Raw genomic sequence first — 19,940 nt, forward strand, 5'->3', positions numbered from 1 at the left:
CGACGAAATAGCCGCCACCGCATCGCTTTTAGCCGTTGAATCCGGTAGCTTAAGTTCGAATACCGACGTAACCGAATCAGAAACGCCATGACGCAGCCCCTCCAGCCAGGAAAATTCAGCAAGCGCTTGCGCGACCCGCGGTTAACGCCATTCTGCCAGGAGGGACTCGACCTCACCCTGCCCCTTCAGCGCCTGATGCGACCAAGACCATCACCGAGGAGTCCGTCATGACGCGGCCAATACTGTACTCGTTTCGACGCTGTCCCTATGCCATGCGTGCCCGCCTGGCCCTGGATTACGCCGGCATCGAGTTGGAGCTCAGAGAAGTGGTGCTGAAAAACAAACCAGACTACCTCAGGCTTATCTCGCCCAAGGCCACGGTACCGGTGCTGCAGTTGAGTGAACACTGGCTGCTGGACCAAAGCCTGGACATCATGCTATGGGCCCTGTCCCGCCATGATCCGCAGCGATGGTGGCCGCCACAGCCGCAGGAGCAGGTTCAGGCGCTGGCCCGAATCCAGTACAACGACGGCCGCTTTAAGCACTGGCTGGATCGCTACAAGTACGCCGACCGCTTTCCCGAGTACTCTGCACACCATTACCGGCAACAGGGCGAGCAGTGGTTACGCCAACTGGAACAGCTCCTGAGCCGTGGGCCCTGGCTCGGTGGCCAGCGGCCAGACCTGTCGGACATGGCGCTGATGCCCTTTGTGCGTCAATTTGCCCATGTAGACCCCGATTGGTTCGCCCAAGCGCCCTACCCCTGCCTGAGACGCTGGCTTGAACGTCTGAAGGCCAGCGCGGCTTTTGCTCGAATCATGGCCAAATACCCGCCCTACCAACCCGGCGCCGCCGCAATTGTTTGGCCAATTAAGGCGATCACGACTTAAAAAACGCCGTCGGGACGAGTACACTGCTATAAAAATTAAGTTCACTGGCCGCTGCGAGCGGCCTTTTTGTTGACTCAAGGATTCGATATGCGCCGCCTACTCGCCCTGATGGCATTGATGCTGACCCCGTTGGTCACCGCCCAGACCTTTACCTTTACCGCCATTCCGGATCAGGATGAGACCCGACTGAGAAGCCGGTTTGACCAGGTCGCCGACTACCTCTCAGCCGAACTGGGCGTCGAGGTGAAATACGTGCCGGTGAAATCCTACGCCGCCGCCATTACGGCGTTTCGCAACAATCAGGTGCAGCTGGCCTGGTTTGGCGGTCTGTCCGGTGTTCAGGCCCGGGCCCGAGTGCCGGGCTCCCAGGCCATTGCCCAGGGCTATGAAGACCAATTTTTCAAATCCTACTTCATCGCCCACACCAGCACCGGGCTTACCGCGGCCGAGCGCCTGCCCGAAACCCTGCGGGGCAATACCTTTACCTTTGGCTCGAAAGGCTCTACCTCCGGCCGCTTGATGCCGGAATTCTACCTGCGCCAGGCGTTCGAACAGGCCCCCTCTAAGACCTTCAGCAAGGTCGGGTTCAGTGGCGATCACAGTCGCACCATCGCTCTGGTTCAGGCCGGCAGTTACCAGGTGGGCGCCGTCAACTACAAGGTGTGGGAATCTGAGCTGGCCGCCGGCCACATCGACACCAGCAAGGTTCAGATTATCTGGGAAACCCCCACCTATCCGGACTACCACTGGACCATTCGCGGTGACGTCGATGCCACCTGGGGCGATGACTTTACCGCCAAGGTCACACAAGCGTTGCTGCAGATGAAACAACCGGCGCTGCTGAACGCCTTCCCCCGCAGCCACTTCGTGCCGGCGGACAATGATGATTATCAGCCGATTCTGGACACCGCCAAATCCATTGGACTGATGGATTGATGACGGCGCCACTGAGGCTGACCCAGGCCTCGCTGCAGCGGGATGGCGTTGCCATCCTGCGCAACGTCAGCCTGACCATAGACGCCGGCGAAACCGTGGCGCTGGTGGGCGCGTCCGGAGCCGGCAAGTCGTCGCTGCTGGAACTGCTGCGCCAGCAGCACTGCGACCAGGTGGCCTGGTGCCCGCAAGCGCCGGCACTGGTCCCCATGCTGAGCCTGTACCTGAATGTGTATATGGGCCAGCTTCATCAACAGTCATTGTGGCGCAATCTGAAAAACCTGATGTTTCCCTCTGCCCGTCACTGGCAGCAGGTCCACGACCTGGCCCGGGAGCTGGGGTTGCTGGGCCAGGACCATGCTCGCACCCAGAGGCAACGGATGCTGCAGTCGGCCGAACGCTTCTCCGGCGGCGAACAACAGCGCATCAGCATTGCCCGGGCGCTGTTTCAACAACGGCCGGTGTTTCTGGGCGATGAGCCGGTCTCGGCGCTGGATGAGGTGCAATCGCGACGAGTGATCGAACGGATCAAGTCCCATCATCGCACCTCGGTCCTGGCCCTGCACGACGTAGAGCTGGCGCTGGCCTGCTGCGACCGCATCGTCGGTTTACAGGACGGCCAGGTGGTACTGGATCGCGCCAGTGCCGAACTGGACAGTGCCACCCTGCTGGCTCTCTACCCCGAACATCCCCATGGTTAAGACACTTCGACAGGCCTGGGGGCGCCCCAAGGCCAACCGCGCGGCCGAATTCCGCCGCATCAGTCTGTGGTTGGCGCTGACCGCGCTGTTCTGCCTGCCGTTTGCGGATCTGACCATCTATCAGTTATCGCCAGCCACCGAATTGGGCCGGCTGCTGCTGGGCATGGCCACACCGGATTTCCTGGCCACCGAGTATCTGGCCGACGCGGTATTGACCACCCTGGCGTTTGCCCTGCAGGGCATCGCCCTGGCGGCGCTGTGTGGCTTCGGCTTGTCGCTGTTGTATCAGCTGCGCGGCGTACGCATCCTCGCCGCCCTGCTGCGGTCGGTGCACGAGCTGTTTTGGGCACTGTTGTTTCTGCAACTGTTTGGCCTTTCGGCGCTGACCGGCGTCCTGGCTCTGTGGCTGCCCTATACCGGCATCTTTACCAAGGTGTTTGGTGAGATTCTGGAAGAGGTGGATCGCCAACCGGAAGCGGCCCTGCCGAAGGCGAACACACTGAACCAGGGGATCGCCCTGTTGCTGTACAGCCGGCTGCCGCTGGCATGGCCGCACTTCAAACACTACGCCCGATACCGGCTGGAATGCGGCATGCGCTCGTCAGTGGTGCTGGGGTTTGTGGGGCTGCCTACTCTCGGCTACCACCTGGAAACCGCCTTTCGCCAGGGGCATTACTCCCAGGCGGCGGCGTTGCTGTATCTGTTTTATCTGCTGATCGCCACCATGAAGTGGTGGTGTCGGGGCCCCCTGTTGCCGCTGTACCTGCTGGCATCACTGTGGTTCCTGCCACCGATCGCCAACGTCAATTGGGAGCTGATTTTTCAGTTTGTCAGCCAGGACATGGTGCCGGCGCCCCTGCGTGCCGAGCACTGGCAATGGTCGGCGGATCTGCAGCCCTGGTTGATGATGCTGTGGCAAGAGCAGATCAAGCCCGGACTCATCGACACCCTGCTGCTCAGCCAGATGGCACTGCTGCTGACCGCACTGCTGGCGCTGGTTTGGTTTCCCCTGCGCAGTCGCTGGTTCCTGCCGACGCCATTGCGGGCACTGGGGCAGCTGTTTTTGATCGTCACCCGCTCCACCCCGGAGTTTGTTCTGGCCTTTGTCGGCCTGCTGGTGTTTGGCCCCAGCCTGCTGCCGGCGCTGCTGGCACTGGGAATTCACAACGGTGCCATCATCGGCCACCTGATAGGCGGATACAGCCAGACCCTGAGTTTGCGGCCCGACGACACCCCCAACGGGCTGAGCCGCCCCAGCCTGTACCTGTACCAGATTCTGCCCCGGGTCTATCCGCAGTTCGTTACCTGGCTGCTGTATCGCTGGGAGATCATTCAGCGGGAAACCGCCATCTTAGGAGTACTGGGCATCACCACCCTGGGGTTTTATATCGACTCGGCCTTTGAAGAGTTTCGCTTCGACCGCGCCCTGGTGCTGATCGCGGTCACCGCTCTGCTCAACCTGCTGGTCGATGCCACCGCCAGGCGCCTTCGCGCCCGGCTGCAGCAACCCAAACGTCTGCAGCACCGGGATGCCTGACGCCCAGGCGCCCTGCTGAGCTAGCCCAGCAGTTTGCTCTTCTGAGCCACAAACTCAGTATCGGTCAATACGCCCTGGCGGTGCAGCTCCGCCAGTTTCTGCAGTTCATCGGCCACGGAAACCGCCGCCGTCGCTTGAGGCTCTGAACTCATCGCCGCAGGCGCCCGGCGCTCATCGTCCCGGTCGGCACGTTGAATCAGCACTTCAAGCAGACCATGCCAGTGCCGAGCCTGCTGCATCGCCGCGTTATAAACCAGGCCGCCTTTTTGCGCCTCCGCATCCATCAGGTTGAGGTCGAGCAGCGGCCGTTCGGTGTTGTTCACCAGCAGGCGCAGATCGATGCGCTGCACCTTGTCGCTGGCGACTTTTTTACCGGACAAACCGCCGACAATGGCGCCGACGCCTCCCAGTGCCAGCCCGCCAATCAAGGCCCCACCGAGCTGACTGCCACGGGCGGTTCGGGTTACAGTGTGGCCATCCTCAAACACCTCGACCGACAACAGGTCTGCGTACTCCAGCAAGGTCAATTCCGGCTCCAGCGTTCCCTGTCGAATCAAGCACAGTTTCTGGCTCGATTCATCCAGGGCGATGCCGGTATTGCCATCGTTCGCCATCAATTGCTGGGAGGGGGTAAACTCCGCCAGCGTCTCTAAACTCTGACGCATCTGCTTCTTACTGGATGAGCGGCTCCAGGCCTGAATCACGGCCACCACCACTGCCAAACCAAAAATCACCCCAATCCACTCCATCAACCCCATCGTCGTACCGGCTCCTTTGCCAAAATCTAAAATCGCGCCATTCTAGAAAGTGACGGTACCAATGAACAGTCAAAGGCGGCCACAACCGCCAATCCGACTCAGAAAATTCACCCCTGAACAACATTCCTGCCGGATCGTTCACTCAGACTCTACATTCGCGGGGTGTCGTCCGCAAAGGTCGGGACAATCGCTCCGATTGCCGCCGGTCTTTGGCATTCGCCGCCGCCGGCCAGTACCACCAAAAGCCTGGCGACAGCCTCTGCCCACGCCGACAGAGATCCTACCTTAGCGACGCCCGAGATAACCCCGTCGATAGCGTGGCTGGCGTGCGCCGCGGCCTCTGCCACTGTGTCGGCGTTTGACCGGTGCCTCGCTGGCTGTCCGCTCCGGCCCGCGAGTCTCGCCTGCTGCGGTGGTATCTGCACTACACTGACTGTCCGGCCGCGGCTAAATGCACGGCCACTGACTCACAAGGACTGTGCATCGGCCCCCGCCGATGGCCGATGGCGGCGGAGAGCCTATGAACGACACCACCCAAACCAGCGATCAACTGCAGGGACTGCCCATGTCCCACCTCATCGGCGGCCCCCTGTCCGCCGTGTGTGAAGGCCAGGCGCAACTGGCCCGAACCACCCAGGAATACATTCAGGACGTGGGCATGACCGGTGATAACCAGCTTCGAATGATTGAGTTCAGTTTCGACCGACCGCTGGAACACACCAATGCCGACGGCAGCGTCGACGTCAAACTGCAGCAATACAAAGTTCAGGTGCCTTTCATCGCCATCGTTTCTGTCCCCAACCTGCAAGTCGAACAGGCGGACATCAACTTCACCATGGAGCTGAAATCCAGTCACTATGTGCAGCGCAAACCCAGTCCGGCACCGATGAACTCCCAGGCGGAACAACCGTCCTCAGGCCCGTCCACCAAGCGTACCGTGCTCACCGGTAGCGTCACCAGCAGTAACCACAGCCGCAACAGCGCCACCCTCGACATTCGCATTCAGGCGCGCCAGCAAGGCATGCCCGAGGGGCTGTCCCGGGTCATGGACATGCTGCACAAGAGCATTGTGCCGTTGGAAGTGGGCCAGCCCAGGCCTCTCGAGCAAGACAGTAAGGGGTAATCGATGAAACTGCATGAACTGGTGGAGGCGATCATGGACTCGGTCACCGAAGCCCAACAACGCATCGAACAGCAAAACATTCAGAACCTGTTGCAGTATTTCGATCACGACAGCAGCGACGACAGCCTGACTCCCAAGTCCATCGAGCTGAAGTTTCCCGGTACCAGCGTCGATCACCATGGCGATACCGTCATGGAAAACGGCTGCGTCAAAGTCGAACATCAGACGGTTCAGGTGCCTCTGTTGTCACTGCTTCAGGTCAACCCGATAAAAATCAAAGATATGTCCGTGCAGTTTGAATTGGGGCTGGGAGAGGTGGAAACCCTGACGCCGGACTCCGAGGGCGGACGAGGCCCGGATCCGCTGTCCAACCTGCTGAACCGAGATTGCCGTCGCAAGGTGATGAATACCGAACTCAACCCCAGATCCGTCTTTGGTCGCAACAAGGACCGAAACGCGGAGGTGACCATCACCTTCGAGAGTGGCGAGCTTCCAGAGGGCTATCTGAAAATCAACAGTCAACTGATGAAGCTGTTTTAATTCAAAGGAAGGAAACCAACCATGTCCAATCTTGTAAAAATGTCGGATCAGTTTCAGGGCCTGCCCATGGCCAGCCTCATCGGCGGTCCGCTGAGCGCCGCCTGCGACTCGCAGGTGTCCTTGGCACAGGCCACCTCAGATTTCATCGACAGCGTCGGCATGGAGGTGAATGCCGATACCAAAACCAAACAGGTTCGAATGGTCAACTTTGCCTTTTCCAAGCCGGAAGAGGTGGTGCAGGCCGATGGCTCGGTAAAGCTGGAAACTGCCGACTACGAACTCAAGGTGCCGTTTATCTCCATTGTGTCGGTACCGACCCTGCAAGTGGACAACGTGGATGTCTCCTTCAACATGGAGGTGAAATCCTCCTTCTCCGAGACCACCCAGGAGGAGATGAAGGCCTCGATGGAAGCGGAAGCCGAATACAACGCCGGGCTGTTTAAGGTCAGAGCCAAGGTTCAGGGTTCGGTCTCCTCCTCCAAGGAATCACAGCGCGCCAGTGACAACTCCGCCAAATACGCGGTTCGGGTGACGGCAAAACAGACCGGTACCCCGGAAGGTCTGTCGCGGGTGATGGACATCCTGCAGCAATCCATTGCGCCGACTCCGGTCAACAAAAGCTAACCCAGGAGGACTGCGGTGATCACCTCTCAATCCCACAGCGACACCTTTGACCTGACCAACGTCGCCTATGTGCATCGGGTCGTCGTCGGCAGTGTTGACCCGCAGTCCCTGCCCACCGAGACCCAGCGCCAGCAACAGATGGCGCTGATCAACCGCTGCTTGAGCGAATCCCCCAAGGGCAAGGTGCTGGGGATGGAACGCAGTTTTTCCATACTGCGCATCGGCGAACACCAAGTCGTGCTGGAATCGGTGGCCTACCACATCGGCTTTACCCGCCAACCGTATTGGCTGATCGAGATGCAAAAACAGCAGCAGCAACAACAACCAAAATTTGAGGTCGACCCGGACAAGGTCAATCAGATCATTGGCGGCTGAGGCCGTCGGAGTCGCCATCCAGGCGCACCGCCGACAACTCACCACTGGCATCCAACAGGTAGTGATAACCACAGACCGTCTGACAGGCGTCACAGCGGGCGGCGGCCATCAGCACCATGCGGTTCGCAGGCAGCGGCGATAGCTGGCCCCTGATGGCAGACAGCTTGATGGCGGCGGCACAGCGATCACACTGGGCCTGGAACCCATTAAACGCGGTTCCGTTGTCAAACAGGTAAGGCAGGGCGTCCGTGAGCGGGGGAAGCAGAATCCATTCCATTTGTTGACTGAATTCAGTGCTCATGAGGCACCTCAGTTGGCAAACAGAAACACTAAGCCTAGAAAAACCTCCCCGACTTTGCCAGCCGCAACCGGCTAGCCCTGGCCCTCACGACTGCCCTCACCGACCGGTTCGCTCTCGGTTGCGGCATCGATTGTCGCCCCGGACTCCGCCGCCACCCAGGCAACAAACAGCTTATACCCCAGCGCCAACACCACGGCTCCGACAAACAGGCCAACAATGCCGGACATCATCATCCCCCCCAGGGCACCAATCAGAATCACCAGCATGGGGATATCCACCCCGCGCCCCATCAACAGCGGTTTCAAGACCGCGTCACTGGCGCTCACCAGGATGCCCCAAACCATAAACACGACCGCCACCGTGGTCGATTCCACCGAAAACACATAGGCCATCACCGGGGCCAGAATCAGTATCGGCGGCAGTTGCACGATGGCCAGCAGCAGCACCAGTAACATCCACAACCCGGTAGCCGGTACCCCGGCCATGGCCATGCCCGCGCCGGCCAGCAGAGACTGAATCAGGGCGACCCCGATCACCCCCTGGACCACGCTGCGTACCGTGGCCACCGCCAGCGACGCAAAGCTTTCACCATGCTCGCCAGCCAGGCGAATCGCCACCCGGTGAAACGCCGCATTGGCGCCTCGGGCATTGCCCATAAACACGCCGGCAATGATGATGGAGATGACAAACTGCAGTACCGTGGCTCCCACCCCACCGGCGACCATGGCCGCCGACGAAGCAAACGCCTTGATCTCTGGGGCATAGGTATTCAGTACCCCGGCCAGGTTGGTCGAGGATCGGGACCAGAATTGGTACAGCTTCTCCCCCACCAGCGGCCAGTCAGCCACCGATGCCTTCGGCGGCGGAATCTCCAGCGTGCCCTGCTGAACGTCGCCGATCAGCTCCTGGGTCCCGGAAAACAGCGCGCCGGAAAACAGCAGTGTCGGCACCAGTAACAGCGCCAGCGCCAGCACCGTTACCGCCACACTGACCCGAGTCTGACTGAGCCCGGTGCGCAGCGCACCGGCCTGGACCAACGGGTACAGGGCGATGGCGATGATCCCGCCCCAGACGATGGGCAGGATAAAGGGCCGGACAATCTGAAAACACCAGGAAACCATCAGGGCAATCATGCCAATCTTGATGGCCGCATCCACGGCGGCGGAGGAAAACGATTCGGGCTCAACACTCTGCATACTTTAATACTCGCTCAGTCCTAATATCAGCAGCCAACCTTTATGACCGGCGTTCGCCCCCACTATCGATGACGGGGGGACAACCAGGCCCAGTTCCTGCTCTCGAGAAAGAAAGACGCCACCACCATATACAACCCCACCAGCAGCAGTTGCAGCATCCTCAAATAGAAATTGACGTCCACCTCTTTGTCCATGGAGGAGGTGGTCGACCCCACTACCACCAGCAACGCCGAAAAGATGCCGGCATAGATCGGCGCCTTGGCCGGTTCGGCGTAGATTCGGTGGCCAAACACCAGCGCCGCTAACATCGACAACGCCACGAAAAACGGCCACTGCGGCACAATCACCAACAGATTGTAAAACACCACCGCCAAGCCACCTCCGATGCCATTGGTCAGCAGCAAAAACAGGCTGACCTTAACGCTCTTGGCGCCGGCACTCTGCAGCGACAGTATGGCGATGAAGATCATGGTCAGCAGCGCCCCTGACACCTCCATCAGGTAGAAAAAAACGATCACCGGCAACGCCAGTATCAGGGCGCGAAACGCCTCGAACGCCCGCTCATCCTGACTGAGGCTTGCCCCGGGCGCGGGCTCTGGCGAGCCATCCGCGGCGGCGGATTCAGGTAACCACAGGTGCATCAGGGTAAACAGGGCCACCGCCACCAGGCCGGAGAAGCTCAGCCCCAGGCCGACCTGGAGCGCCAGACCGGGCTGCAGCAACCCCAGGTAAGGCAGCAACAGCACCGAGATGATCAGCATGGTGGCGAAGAAATTCCACCTAGGGTCGGTGAACAGGTAATAAGCCCACAGCATCAGTAACGCCAACAGTGGCACCAGCAGCAACGGATACTCGGTGAGGCCAAAACTCACCAGCCAGGCGATGGCTACGGTGACGCTCATCGAGATCACTAACTCATAGACCGTATGCAGAGTCGGCGCCTGCCGGTCGACCAAAAACTTGGCCAGGAACACCGGCACAATAAACGCCAGCGGCCAGGCCCACAGTGCCGAGATGGCGACACTCAACCCGATGCCTAAGGTAAAGCGCCACACTCGGCGGTTGACCCGGTCATCACTCAGCGCGCTAGCGAACATAAGACAACCAGCTGACCGCCCGAATCCACAGCTTGCCAAACAGGTTAATCACCCCACCGTCCTGACTGTAGACCACCACATCCACCTGGCCGCCAATCCGCCTGAACCCCTGAGCCTCGTCGGCGGCCATCACTATGGTCACCGGAAACCGCTGAGCCTGACGCAACCAACCGGTGTTGCCGGCCACCTGAGCCAGTTTGCCGGTTTGCTCACTCTGGCCCCAGTCGATGCCATAGTCGATGCTGCCGACCCGTCCCGAGAACACTCGCCCAGGCGCGTAATCCAGCGCAAATTCAACCTCGTCGCCGGCGTCGATGTTGCCGAGGCTGTTTTCTCTAAAATAGGCTTCTATCCACACCTCATCGACCGAGATAAAGGTCATGATGGGCTGGCCGGTGGTGGCATAGATGCCCTCCTTGAGGCGGAAGTTGGACGCCACCCCGTCCGTAGGCGCACGGATCTGGGTGCGCTCCAGATTCAGCTGCGCCTGTTGCAGGCTCAGCAACGCCTGCTTCATCTGGGTGTTATTGGCCCCTTCGGTCCCCAGTCGCTCTTCGGCCTTGGCCAGATCGGCGCGGGCACTGGCGACGCCGGCTTCGGCCTTGGTCAAGGCGGCGCGGGCGTTATCCGCGTCGGCCTCAGACATCACCCCTTTCTCCACCATGGTAAAGATCCGCCGCGACTGAACCTGGGCATTTTTCAGGTTGGCCAGGGCATTGGTGACCTTGGCCTGGGCCGCAGTCACGTTGGCGGTTTGGGCCCCCATATTCTGCCCCGCCTGCTTCAGCGCCTGCTCGGCCTGTTGCAGGGCAATCCGATAGTCGGTCTGATCGATGGCCGCCAGTACCTGGCCCTGACGAATCAAGGTATTGGGTTCAACCCGAATCGCTTCAACCTTGCCGGATACCTGCGGGCTGATGGGCACCACATAGCCCCGGACTCGGCCGAGATCGGTGCTGGGTATCAGCCTGTCGGCCACTAGGTGAAACAGGAACAACACCACCACCAGGGCCAGGATGGCATTGGTGGCCTTGCGGATTTTAGGGTTGACCCCGGACGGCGTGTCGTCGTTGGCGCTCGTTTCTTCGGCGCCGGCCGGCGCCCTCTCCTGCTGTTGTGTCATGCCCCTGCGCTTCCGTTACCATTGAGTGAAAACAAAGAGAGAAACCAAGCAGTTCACTCTCCCCTATACACTGTAGACCGAGGCAGACAGGTCGGTGTTTTTTTTGCTGGGGATGCCATTGACCACTTCAATGAGCTGGCTCACGCCAACGGCACGCCAAATTCGATACAGTGCCCCCTTTGACACGCACTCAAGGCACAAGATGACAGGCATTAATCAACAACGACTGGTGGATCACTTCATCGAACTGGTGAAAATCGACAGTGAATCCGGTAATGAGAAGGCGATTGCCGAGACCCTGGCAGAGCAGTTGGGGCAACTGGGATTTCAGGTACAGCGCCTGCCGGTCGACGACATGCTCTCCAACGGCTTTAACCTCTATGCCCGATTGCCGGGAACCTTGCCGGGCAGCATTCTGCTGAGTTGTCACATGGACACCGTCAGCCCGGGCAACGGCATCAGCCCGATGATTGAAGACGGCATCATCCGCTCCGATGGCAGCACCATCCTCGGCGGCGACGACAAGTCCGGCATTGCCGCCATCATGGAAGCGATTCGAGTGTTGCAGCACGACAACCGCCCGCATCAGACCGTTGAGCTGGCATTTACCGTGTATGAAGAGGGCGGCCTGCACGGTTCCAAGCAATTCGACATGTCGGTGATCGAGTCCCAACGAGCCATCGTACTGGACTCCGGTGGCGACATCGGCACCATCATCACCACCGCCCCGGGGCAACAGAATCTTAAGATCACCCTGGAGGGCAAACCGGCCCACGCCGGGCTGGCCCCGGAGCAGGGGATCAATGCGCTGACGGTGGCCGCCGAAGCCATCAACAACCTGAGCCTGTCGCGAATCGATGACGAAACCACCGCCAACATCGGCATCGTCCGGGGCGGCAACGCCACCAACATCGTGATGCCGTCACTGTACCTGGAAGCGGAGGCCCGTTCCCTGGATGACCACAAACTGGCGGCTCAGGTTCAGCACATGGTCACTGGCTTTGAACAAGCCGCAGCCAATCACGGCGCCAGCGTCAGCATCGACAGCCAACGGGCCTACAACGCCTATCGCATCGAAGATGACCACCCTCTGGTAACCCAGATCCACACCGCCTTTACCAGCATGGGCATCGAAGCAAAGACTCGAGCTACCGGCGGCGGCAGTGACGCCAACATCTTCAATGAAAAGGGGCTGACCACGGTCAACCTGTCCACCGGCATGGCCAAGGTTCACACCACCGAAGAGCAGATCGCCATTAGTGACATGGTGGCCATTTCACAATTCCTGACCCATTTCCTGGCCAGCTAAACATCAGGGCCGCCGCTTCGGCAGCGGCCCATTTATATATTAGAATAAGTGCATAACAAAACTAATATCGGCCTCGACGCTCCCCAAACCCTGCTATTTTCAAGGTAATAATCACTGAACTTTATCCCTTGATAAAATAAGTGTATTTAACTGCTTAGCCCCCCAGCATTTGCCCCAAACCAGACCATAAGCTCTCGAACCCCCTGCATAAACCACTGTTTTAGCGCAGTAAAGCCAGACGTAATGCTACAAAAACCTAACTAAACATTCGCAATAAATGAAACTTCAGTGCAAAAAAGAGATTGAATAACAGTATTTTGACCAGAGATTGATTCGAGGCTGTCCATATTTCTAACTGCTCTACAAAAATGGATCATTTAATACCAATTTCATTGAGAATGGTTCTCTTTGTCCGTATAATTCCGCCTCCCTTAATCACTCGGATATGACTCATGTATCGGCGCCTTGCTGTCCCTACTGGACTGACGTTCCTACTGCTATCTCTTCTGGTCGGCTGTGCCTCGGTCAATGCTCCGTCCGAGCGCAGCGAATTACCGGCCATTACCGCCAAGATTCAGGTCTCCGGCCAGGCCCGTGAATTGCCATCCAAAGCCGGCGACCAGAGAATCAAATACAAGCGCCGGGCCACCGTCGTTGCCCAGCTCGGTCAAGGCTTCGGTTTCAGCTACCGTCCTCGCCTGGCCGAAGGGGAAATCAGTCAACAAACCACTTTGCCCGTCACCATTACGGTTACCCATCCTCCGCTCACCCTGGCTGACGGCCGCGAGACTCGAGTCACGCAATGGGACAGCGAGATGGAGCTGGACAAGATTAACCACGGCGTGTGGATGTTTGAGTCTGAGCGAATGCTGGTTCCCGGCAGTTGGTACCTGAGCGTCGACTACAATGGCCAATCACTGGCCAAGCGTCACTACGTGGTCGACATCGTGCCAACCGCGCCGCAAAAACTGACCTCGGTCTGCAGTGCCGATGAATCCCGCTACCTGTCGGGGTTGGCCAGGGATCATAACGCCTGCTGCAACAACAACGACGCCCACGCCTGCTTCAATTTTGCCTGGCGCGGCGTCGAACGCAGCGGCGATACCCTGGGCGCCGCCCTCTATTACGGGCGTGGCTGTGAACTGGGCGATCCGTCAGCCTGTCGTTTTGCCGGCCGTCTGGCCAAAGATCACCAACAAAAGCAGCGCTGGTACAGCCTGGGCTGTGAACTGAATGATGCCGACAGCTGCCAAAAGCTGATGGACTGATCGCCGCCACCGAATCAACATGGCCCCTGCCATCGCCACAGCCATCATCGCTAGTGGCGAACCAAGGCCCAGGCAATGGCAAACATCATCAGTCCGACCGCCACCTCAAACCACTGCCAGGCCCGCGCCCGGCTGAACAGCGGCGCCAACAAACGGGCGCCATAACCCAGGCTGAAGAAAAACAGGAACGACGCCGATACCGCCCCCAGGGCAAACGCGGCTTTGGCGCTGTACTGAGTCGATACCGAGCCCAGTAACACCACGGTGTCCAGATAGACACTGGGGTTGAGCCAGGTAAACGCCAGGCAAGCCAACGCCGCCTGTTGCCAGCGACCAACCGCCATCCCCTCGGCGCTCATGGCATGGCGAGCCGTCAGCGCCGAACGCAAACTCAGGATGCCATAGAGACACAAAAATCCGGCGCCAGCCCAGCGCCCCCATTGTGCCACGTCATCCGACAGGCTGAGGACACTGCCAAATCCAAATACCCCGGCGCTGATCAGCAGTGCATCGGAGGCGGCACAGATGCTGACCACCAACAACACATGCTGACGCATGATCCCCTGACGCAGCACAAAGGTATTTTGCGCGCCGATGGCAAAAATCAGTGAAAGCCCCAGGGTAAAACCGGAGATGGCGGCCTGCAAAGCACTGTCGTTCATGTCGTGACTCAAAATCCTGATGCTGCCACAGTGAGTGGCTGAGGGAGCACCATGGTACGCCAAACCGGTTGCCACAGCGAAAAAAAAGCACCGCCGGAGCGGTGCTTGCAATGCGCTAACAAACTACGACATGCTTCAATCGCTGATGCTGACCACCGTCGAGTAGATCTCCCCTTGATTGGCACCAATTTCAGGTTCGTCACCCTCATAAGGCCCAATCTGTTGCCATAGGCTGTTGCGATAGAAGCCTCTTACGTCCAGCACTCCGCCGTCACTGGCGACAATGGCCAGTAACTCTTCATCGCTAAAGGTGTAGCTGCTGCCTGAATCACCGCTTTCCGTCAGCTCACTCAGGGCCAGCCTGAGGTAGCCGGCATCGGTAATCGACCAACCGATGGCAAACTGCTCATCTTCATCCTGCCACTGACCGGTGCCATCGGCATTGAGCAGCACCTGTTCATCATCAAACAGCGTCAGGGTTTTTCCGGCCACCATCGCCTCGGTAAAGGCCATAGCAGACTCCGAGTGTTGACGGCACAGCGACACCACCCGTTCAAAGGCGCGAATGCTGTGGAACGACGACACCGGACCACCAAACCCATCGTAGGCATCGTCTTCATAGCCGGACTCCAGCACACAGGCGTTGTCCGAGGTCACCTGATACTGATCCAGGTAAGCAAAGTCGATGGCCGCCAGCACCGCCTCGCCGCCACTTTGGTTGTAGACCCAGCTGGTTTCGGCATCCAGTTGTGGCGAATAGCGCATGCCCATCAGCACCGAGCCATCGTACTCGGCGGCAATCATCGACGTCAGGCGAGGCGCAAACGCCAGCGCCGGCTGGTAACTGGCCGGCAACTCCAGCAGGATCAGCGATTCGCCGTCTGCCAGTCCCGCCGGGGTCTGATAACTCCACACCGATGACGCCACCTTGTCGCTGGCACCGCTGGCCCACTGAATCCGGTAGAACTCCGCGGTTTTACTGTCGTCATCAACCAGTTTCACCACCAGGGTCTCGCCGGCCTCGCTGTCTACCACCACCGCTCCGGCCAGGCTGTCACTGCCTTCAGCCACCAGCAGACTCGACAACGCACTGGCGTTGGTCGGTTCCAGGTTATCGTTGAGCAGCGTCACCGGCACCGTGTCGCCGCCATCGGCAAACAACTCATAGTGCGCCTCGGTCACCGCGTCGGTGACTCGGTAGCCCAGATCACCGTCGCCAAAGGTGGCGGTTTCATCCACCAGATGGCTAAGCACCTGAGTTTGCGGCCGTACTGACAAAAACTCCATGATGCCGCGTCCCTGCAGATCCACACTCAGCTGCGGCGTTAACAAGTAACTGACCGCCACTGCCCGGTCGGAAAAGGTCACCGAGCCATCGTCGTTGACGCTGAGCAGTTGCCAGTTATCGGCGCTGAGTTGCCAGCCCTGTGGCGTCAGCACCAGGTTGCCGTCCAGAGACCCAGGCTCATAGGCCATCAGCTCGCCCCATTGCCCTTGCGCCTCATCCAGCTCGGCGTAACTGTCTGCGGTCGGGCTCAAGATGCCGTAATCCATGCCCACCAGCTGCACCAGTTCGGCGTCATAGACCCAGGAGTCAAACCAGGTCACCCCGGCACCGCCTTCGGCAAACTCGGCGGCCAGCTCACTGTTGGCCGCGGTGGTGATGTCGGCGACTGCCGCCGACACCACCTCATCGACCACCTGTTCCACCGCCGCCAGCAGGTCATCGATGTCGGTAAACCCATCCAGGCTGATGTTGCCGTCACTGAGCAGTTGATCGAAATCCTGCTGCACCTGATTGACCAGGGCTTCCACTTGCGCCACCGCATCGGCATCGGTGGGATCCAGGCCCAAGTCGGCAAAACTCAGATCCGCCTCGATGCTGTCCAGCAGTTGCTGATAGGCCGAGGTAGACGCCAGATCGACGTCCACATTCAGGGCCGTTGTCGGTGCATACAGGGTGTTATCCGGTAACGGTTGTCCCACCGAGATCACGATCTCCTCAGACAGGTCAAACACCACCACACAATCCAGCCTGGGATCGCCATCGATGCTGATCTCCCACACCCCGGCGGCTTCATCAAAGCGGAGATTGTCTGCGGTCAGCGTGACCCGCTCCAGCACCACCCCGTTGGCATCCACCACCACCAGGGCGATGTTGCCGGCGTCGATGTCGCTGGCATCCACCGCATGGGCTCGGGGCAACAGCTGCGACAGCAGTCCGCCCTGGTGGCCGCGCATCCGCTGCAGACTAATCAGGGCATCCGGGGCCGACAGGGAAACAGAAAAAGTGGTGAGTTCGGACGGTGGGTTACCGCCGTCACCACCGGGCTGATCCGGGGAACCGGGATCGGCGGCGGGTGAGTTATCATCGCTGCCGCACGCGGCCAATCCCAGTGACAGGGCGACAACCCATGAAGACAGCAACAGCTTACTGTGCATCGGAAGCTCCTTTTTCCTAGTTGAAAGCAGTGGTATGACCGGCATCAAGCAAGCAACGACAACTCCCTGCGCCTCGCTTCGGCCGACTAGAAATGACTCTAACCAACCGCGAATGGCGCCGCCAGCGCCAAAGCGCACTGGCCATCCCCCAAATGGTATAAGAAAGCCAAATTAACGCCCTTTGCGGTTTGCCTCATCGGAGATACGCCATTGATCTTCTGAAGCTAAAGTGCTTTAAATTCATCGCACTCTCTTCACCTTGGCTTCGAAACACGCGATACTGACGACTCCGCAGGGGCGGTTAACCCGTCCCACCATCGCCACCAGCTTCGGAAGAGACCATGAGCCTGTCCTCCCTGCCTCCGACCAATGCCGTAGCGCCACTGACGCCGATCCATAGCGGTCAGGCAGAGCCATCGCCCGCCAACCCGAAACAGTCGGAGCCGGTTCAGCCGGATGCCGTGACCGCCACTCAGACCGGGCAGAAAAGCGCCACCGATGCCGATGCGTCCCGCTCGCCCCATCCGGGTCAGACCCAGACTGACGCCGACTCGGCCCCTTCCAGCGCCGAGTCCCGCCTGGTAGAGCAACAGCTGCAGCAGTTGCAAACCCGGGATCAGGAGGTCAAAACCCATGAGCAGGCCCACGCCAATGCCGGCGGCCAGCATGCGGGGCGACCGAAGTACGAATTTACCCGCGGCTCAGACGGACGCATGTACGCCAGCGACGGCGAGGTCAGCATCGACACCGGCAAGATTGAGGGGGATCCCCAGGCCACCATCGATAAGATGCAAACGGTGATTCAGGCCGCCAACGCCCCGGCCCAGCCGTCCAACCAGGATCGCAAGGTCGCCGCCCAAGCGGCGGTGATCATGAGTGAAGCCCGCGCCGAAATGCTGCAAGAGGTACAGCAGGCCGAGCAGGAGGCCGACAGCGAGTTGACGGCTGCCTCTACCGAAAAAACCAGCGACACCCCGCCGACCACAGATACCAACGCCCAGCCTGCCGCCAAGCTCGACATCGAGGACAGCGACAACGACCAGGCCCAGTCGCGACTGCAAAACCAGATGGTCAAGGCCGGCGCCTACCAGCAGGCGTTCCCGCCGGGCACCGTCATCGACGACCGCCTCTGAGTTGCCGACGAAAAAAAGGCCCGTAACGGGCCTTTTTTGATCGTCAATGTGCGGCTGCGATTAGGCGGGGGCCACTTCGGCGTCCACCTTATCGGCATCCAGGCGCTTGATCACCGCGCCATAGATGATCAGTGACACTGCCGACAGTGAGGCAATGCCGGCAAACACGTACCAGATGTAGTGGGCATGGCTGGCCGCCGCCGCCCAGGCCTCATGGCTGTCAAACAGGCGCGGATCCGGGCAGTAGGCCTCCAGCAGGTAACCGGACAGGCCGAAACCCAGCAGCGAGCTGATGAACGAGTGCAGGTGCGAGAAACCCAGGTACAACCCCTCCTCGCCCTTGGGCGCCTGCAGGGAGAAATACTCCAGGAAGCGCGGCGAGATAAAGGACTCCGCCAGGCCCTGCAACACGATGCCGACGATCATCATCAACGCGATGGGATGGACCTGAATGAAGCCCAGGTCCACGTTGCCGCTCAGCATGTTGCCCGACGCCATGGCCAGCGCCGACACCGGCATGATGAACATGCCCACGGTCATGGAGAACAGGGCGCTGCGCTTACGCATCAATGCCGTCACCACACCGACGGTCATCACCACCACGAAGGGGTTAACGTTGGCGTACCAGCTGGGAGAGGCACCCTCGCCTGCCATCCGCAGCACGTACTTGGGCATGGTGGCATACAACTGGTGCTGCACCATCCAGAAACCGGAGATGATGAAGGTCAGGGTGATCAGGCGGGCGTTGCCGACCACCTTCACCAACGCCGCCCAGGTCTGGGACAGCGAACGTTTCTCGGTGGCATCTTCGGCGGTCTTAAAGAACATGAAGATGGCAAAGAACGCCACTGCCGTCATGGTGGCGGCGAAGTAGTTGAGGTTAATCAGGCCCAGATCGCCCATGGACTCGCGCAGCGGCTTGACCACGGTTTTGCCGGAAAAGGCGCCGATGTTCACCATCATGTAGAAGATGGAGAAGCCCTTGGCTCGGGTCTCGGCGGTGGTGGACTTGGCCACGGTGGCGGTGATCACCGCCTTGATGAAGGAGCCACCGATCATGATCACCACCATCACCGGCACAATGGCCCAGCGTTGATCCGACTCCATCAGGCCGGTAAACACCACCTGACGGCCGTACTCCACCAGCCCCTGAGACTCCATGATCGCCGGCAGCAGCGCCAAACTGGCATAACCGATGGTCAGCAGACCAAAGGCCAGCATCAACGAGTTTCTAAAGCCGATCTTGTCGGCGATGGCACCACTGAAGGTGGGCAGAAAATACAGGCCGGCGGAAAACATGCCGGAGATCCAGGCCGCTTCCACGTCGCTAAAGCCCAGGATTCGGGACAGATACAGGGTAATAACGATGAATACGCCGTAATAGGCCGCCCGTTCCAACAGCTCAACGCCGTTGGCTATCCAGAAGTTCTTCGGAAAGCCGCCGAAGAAAGAAGAAGATGAATTTGAATTCATTATAATTATTTCCAGCTACAGGATTGGTTGGCGAGTCACCTCGGCACCGGCCCGGGCGAGAAGCCCAGCACCTGGCACTGTCACTGCGCCCGCTTGTGCCGGAGAGTCTACCCTATTTTTACATTCACAGAGAACCTGGATGACAGCGGCGTTGCCTGAGTGTTACATCTGTAGCGATTGTCTAACCCGGGTTTGCCCCGGCAAAACGGCTCACAGCGCCGAACAGGCGAAACTAACCCTCACAAATATCGGGCTTTTCTTTCTGATCTGACCAGATTAGGGAAGTTTGGCGCGGGTCACACTGTCAGAATCGGTAGTGAATTTCAGCTTTGCACCCTAAGTTACGCTTATGTTAGACTCTGCCGAAAATTGCTTCATATAATCCCAATGATACGGTTTGGGAGTTTCTACCAAGAGCCTTAATATTCTTGATTATGAAGTCTGTAGCTTTATGT

The 19,940-nt window shown here is 59.4% G+C and carries 19 protein-coding genes and 1 riboswitch; of the genes, 11 read left to right on the forward strand and 8 right to left on the reverse strand.

The annotated features are described in order from the left end of the window. Positions 1-227 precede the first annotated feature (227 nt). The 4 genes from J8Z22_RS13345 to J8Z22_RS13360 all read left to right on the forward strand — a co-directional run bounded on the left by J8Z22_RS13345 (position 228) and on the right by J8Z22_RS13360 (position 4,061). Complete coding sequence (locus tag J8Z22_RS13345; RefSeq protein WP_252006752.1) at positions 228-890, forward strand: glutathione S-transferase; 663 nt, start codon at positions 228-230, stop codon at positions 888-890. 87 nt (positions 891-977) lie between these two features. Beyond that, positions 978-1,826, forward strand: coding sequence for a putative selenate ABC transporter substrate-binding protein (locus J8Z22_RS13350; protein ID WP_028111776.1), 849 nt, complete (start codon positions 978-980; stop codon positions 1,824-1,826). Continuing rightward, a complete protein-coding gene (locus J8Z22_RS13355) occupies positions 1,826-2,524 on the forward strand; it encodes an ATP-binding cassette domain-containing protein (RefSeq protein ID WP_028111775.1) in 699 nt (232 codons plus the stop codon). The genes J8Z22_RS13350 and J8Z22_RS13355 overlap by 1 nt, the downstream gene beginning before the upstream one ends. Continuing rightward, positions 2,517-4,061 carry an ABC transporter permease gene (locus tag J8Z22_RS13360; protein WP_252006753.1) on the forward strand — a complete coding sequence of 515 codons (1,545 nt, stop codon included), beginning with the start codon at positions 2,517-2,519 and terminating at the stop codon, positions 4,059-4,061. Before J8Z22_RS13355 ends, J8Z22_RS13360 begins: the two co-directional genes overlap by 8 nt. Positions 4,062-4,081: 20 nt before the next feature. Here J8Z22_RS13360 and J8Z22_RS13365 read toward each other — a convergent pair whose 3' ends face one another. Next, positions 4,082-4,819: an SHOCT domain-containing protein gene (locus J8Z22_RS13365; protein WP_028111773.1), complete on the reverse strand. Its 738-nt coding sequence runs from the start codon at positions 4,817-4,819 to the stop codon at positions 4,082-4,084. A gap of 520 nt (positions 4,820-5,339) precedes the next feature. Here J8Z22_RS13365 and J8Z22_RS13370 point away from each other — a divergent pair. From J8Z22_RS13370 to J8Z22_RS13385, 4 genes are read left to right on the forward strand one after another with little or no spacing between them, the layout of a single operon-like run. Continuing rightward, positions 5,340-5,942, forward strand: coding sequence for a DUF2589 domain-containing protein (locus J8Z22_RS13370; RefSeq protein WP_252006754.1), 603 nt, complete (start codon positions 5,340-5,342; stop codon positions 5,940-5,942). A 3-nt stretch (positions 5,943-5,945) separates the two neighbouring features. Then, positions 5,946-6,482 (forward strand): DUF2589 domain-containing protein, encoded by a 537-nt coding sequence (locus tag J8Z22_RS13375; RefSeq protein ID WP_028111770.1) that lies wholly within the window; start codon positions 5,946-5,948, stop codon positions 6,480-6,482. 21 nt (positions 6,483-6,503) lie between these two features. Then, a complete protein-coding gene (locus J8Z22_RS13380) occupies positions 6,504-7,106 on the forward strand; it encodes a DUF2589 domain-containing protein (protein ID WP_028111769.1) in 603 nt (200 codons plus the stop codon). A gap of 15 nt (positions 7,107-7,121) precedes the next feature. Continuing rightward, the gene (locus tag J8Z22_RS13385) at positions 7,122-7,481 is read left to right on the forward strand and encodes a hypothetical protein (RefSeq protein WP_252006755.1); all 360 of its coding nucleotides are present in this window, start codon (positions 7,122-7,124) and stop codon (positions 7,479-7,481) included. Here J8Z22_RS13385 and J8Z22_RS13390 read toward each other — a convergent pair. From J8Z22_RS13390 to J8Z22_RS13405, 4 genes are all read right to left on the reverse strand, one after another. Then, positions 7,468-7,782: a hypothetical protein gene (locus tag J8Z22_RS13390; protein WP_252006756.1), complete on the reverse strand. Its 315-nt coding sequence runs from the start codon at positions 7,780-7,782 to the stop codon at positions 7,468-7,470. The genes J8Z22_RS13385 and J8Z22_RS13390 overlap by 14 nt on opposite strands. A gap of 71 nt (positions 7,783-7,853) precedes the next feature. Continuing rightward, a complete protein-coding gene (locus tag J8Z22_RS13395) occupies positions 7,854-8,978 on the reverse strand; it encodes an AI-2E family transporter (RefSeq protein ID WP_028111767.1) in 1,125 nt (374 codons plus the stop codon). A gap of 62 nt (positions 8,979-9,040) precedes the next feature. Beyond that, positions 9,041-10,075, reverse strand: coding sequence for a DUF2955 domain-containing protein (locus tag J8Z22_RS13400; protein WP_252006757.1), 1,035 nt, complete (start codon positions 10,073-10,075; stop codon positions 9,041-9,043). After that, positions 10,065-11,198: an HlyD family secretion protein gene (locus J8Z22_RS13405; RefSeq protein ID WP_252006758.1), complete on the reverse strand. Its 1,134-nt coding sequence runs from the start codon at positions 11,196-11,198 to the stop codon at positions 10,065-10,067. The genes J8Z22_RS13400 and J8Z22_RS13405 overlap by 11 nt, the downstream gene beginning before the upstream one ends. Positions 11,199-11,400: 202 nt before the next feature. Between J8Z22_RS13405 and J8Z22_RS13410 the strand changes: the two genes are divergently transcribed. Beyond that, positions 11,401-12,507: a M20/M25/M40 family metallo-hydrolase gene (locus J8Z22_RS13410; RefSeq protein ID WP_252006759.1), complete on the forward strand. Its 1,107-nt coding sequence runs from the start codon at positions 11,401-11,403 to the stop codon at positions 12,505-12,507. A gap of 452 nt (positions 12,508-12,959) precedes the next feature. After that, on the forward strand, positions 12,960-13,775 hold the full coding sequence (locus J8Z22_RS13415; RefSeq protein WP_252006760.1) for a DUF3859 domain-containing protein: 816 nt from the start codon (positions 12,960-12,962) through the stop codon (positions 13,773-13,775). 50 nt (positions 13,776-13,825) lie between these two features. Here the strand turns inward: J8Z22_RS13415 and J8Z22_RS13420 are convergent, their stop codons facing one another. Then, complete coding sequence (locus tag J8Z22_RS13420) at positions 13,826-14,437, reverse strand: LysE/ArgO family amino acid transporter (RefSeq protein ID WP_035415199.1); 612 nt, start codon at positions 14,435-14,437, stop codon at positions 13,826-13,828. Between the two features lie 135 nt (positions 14,438-14,572). Next, the gene (locus tag J8Z22_RS13425; protein WP_252006761.1) at positions 14,573-16,879 is read right to left on the reverse strand and encodes a hypothetical protein; all 2,307 of its coding nucleotides are present in this window, start codon (positions 16,877-16,879) and stop codon (positions 14,573-14,575) included. Positions 16,880-17,220: 341 nt separating this feature from the next. Between J8Z22_RS13425 and J8Z22_RS13430 the strand changes: the two genes are divergently transcribed. Then, positions 17,221-18,012, forward strand: a complete 792-nt coding sequence (locus J8Z22_RS13430; RefSeq protein ID WP_252006762.1) for a putative metalloprotease CJM1_0395 family protein — start codon at positions 17,221-17,223, stop codon at positions 18,010-18,012. Between the two features lie 60 nt (positions 18,013-18,072). Here J8Z22_RS13430 and J8Z22_RS13435 read toward each other — a convergent pair whose 3' ends face one another. Then, positions 18,073-19,485 (reverse strand): MFS transporter, encoded by a 1,413-nt coding sequence (locus tag J8Z22_RS13435; protein ID WP_252006763.1) that lies wholly within the window; start codon positions 19,483-19,485, stop codon positions 18,073-18,075. A gap of 354 nt (positions 19,486-19,839) precedes the next feature. Beyond that, positions 19,840-19,940, forward strand: a riboswitch (purine riboswitch).

The organism is Ferrimonas sp. SCSIO 43195, from assembly GCF_023716685.1.
GTDB classification, from domain to species: Bacteria; Pseudomonadota; Gammaproteobacteria; order Enterobacterales; family Shewanellaceae; genus Ferrimonas; species Ferrimonas kyonanensis.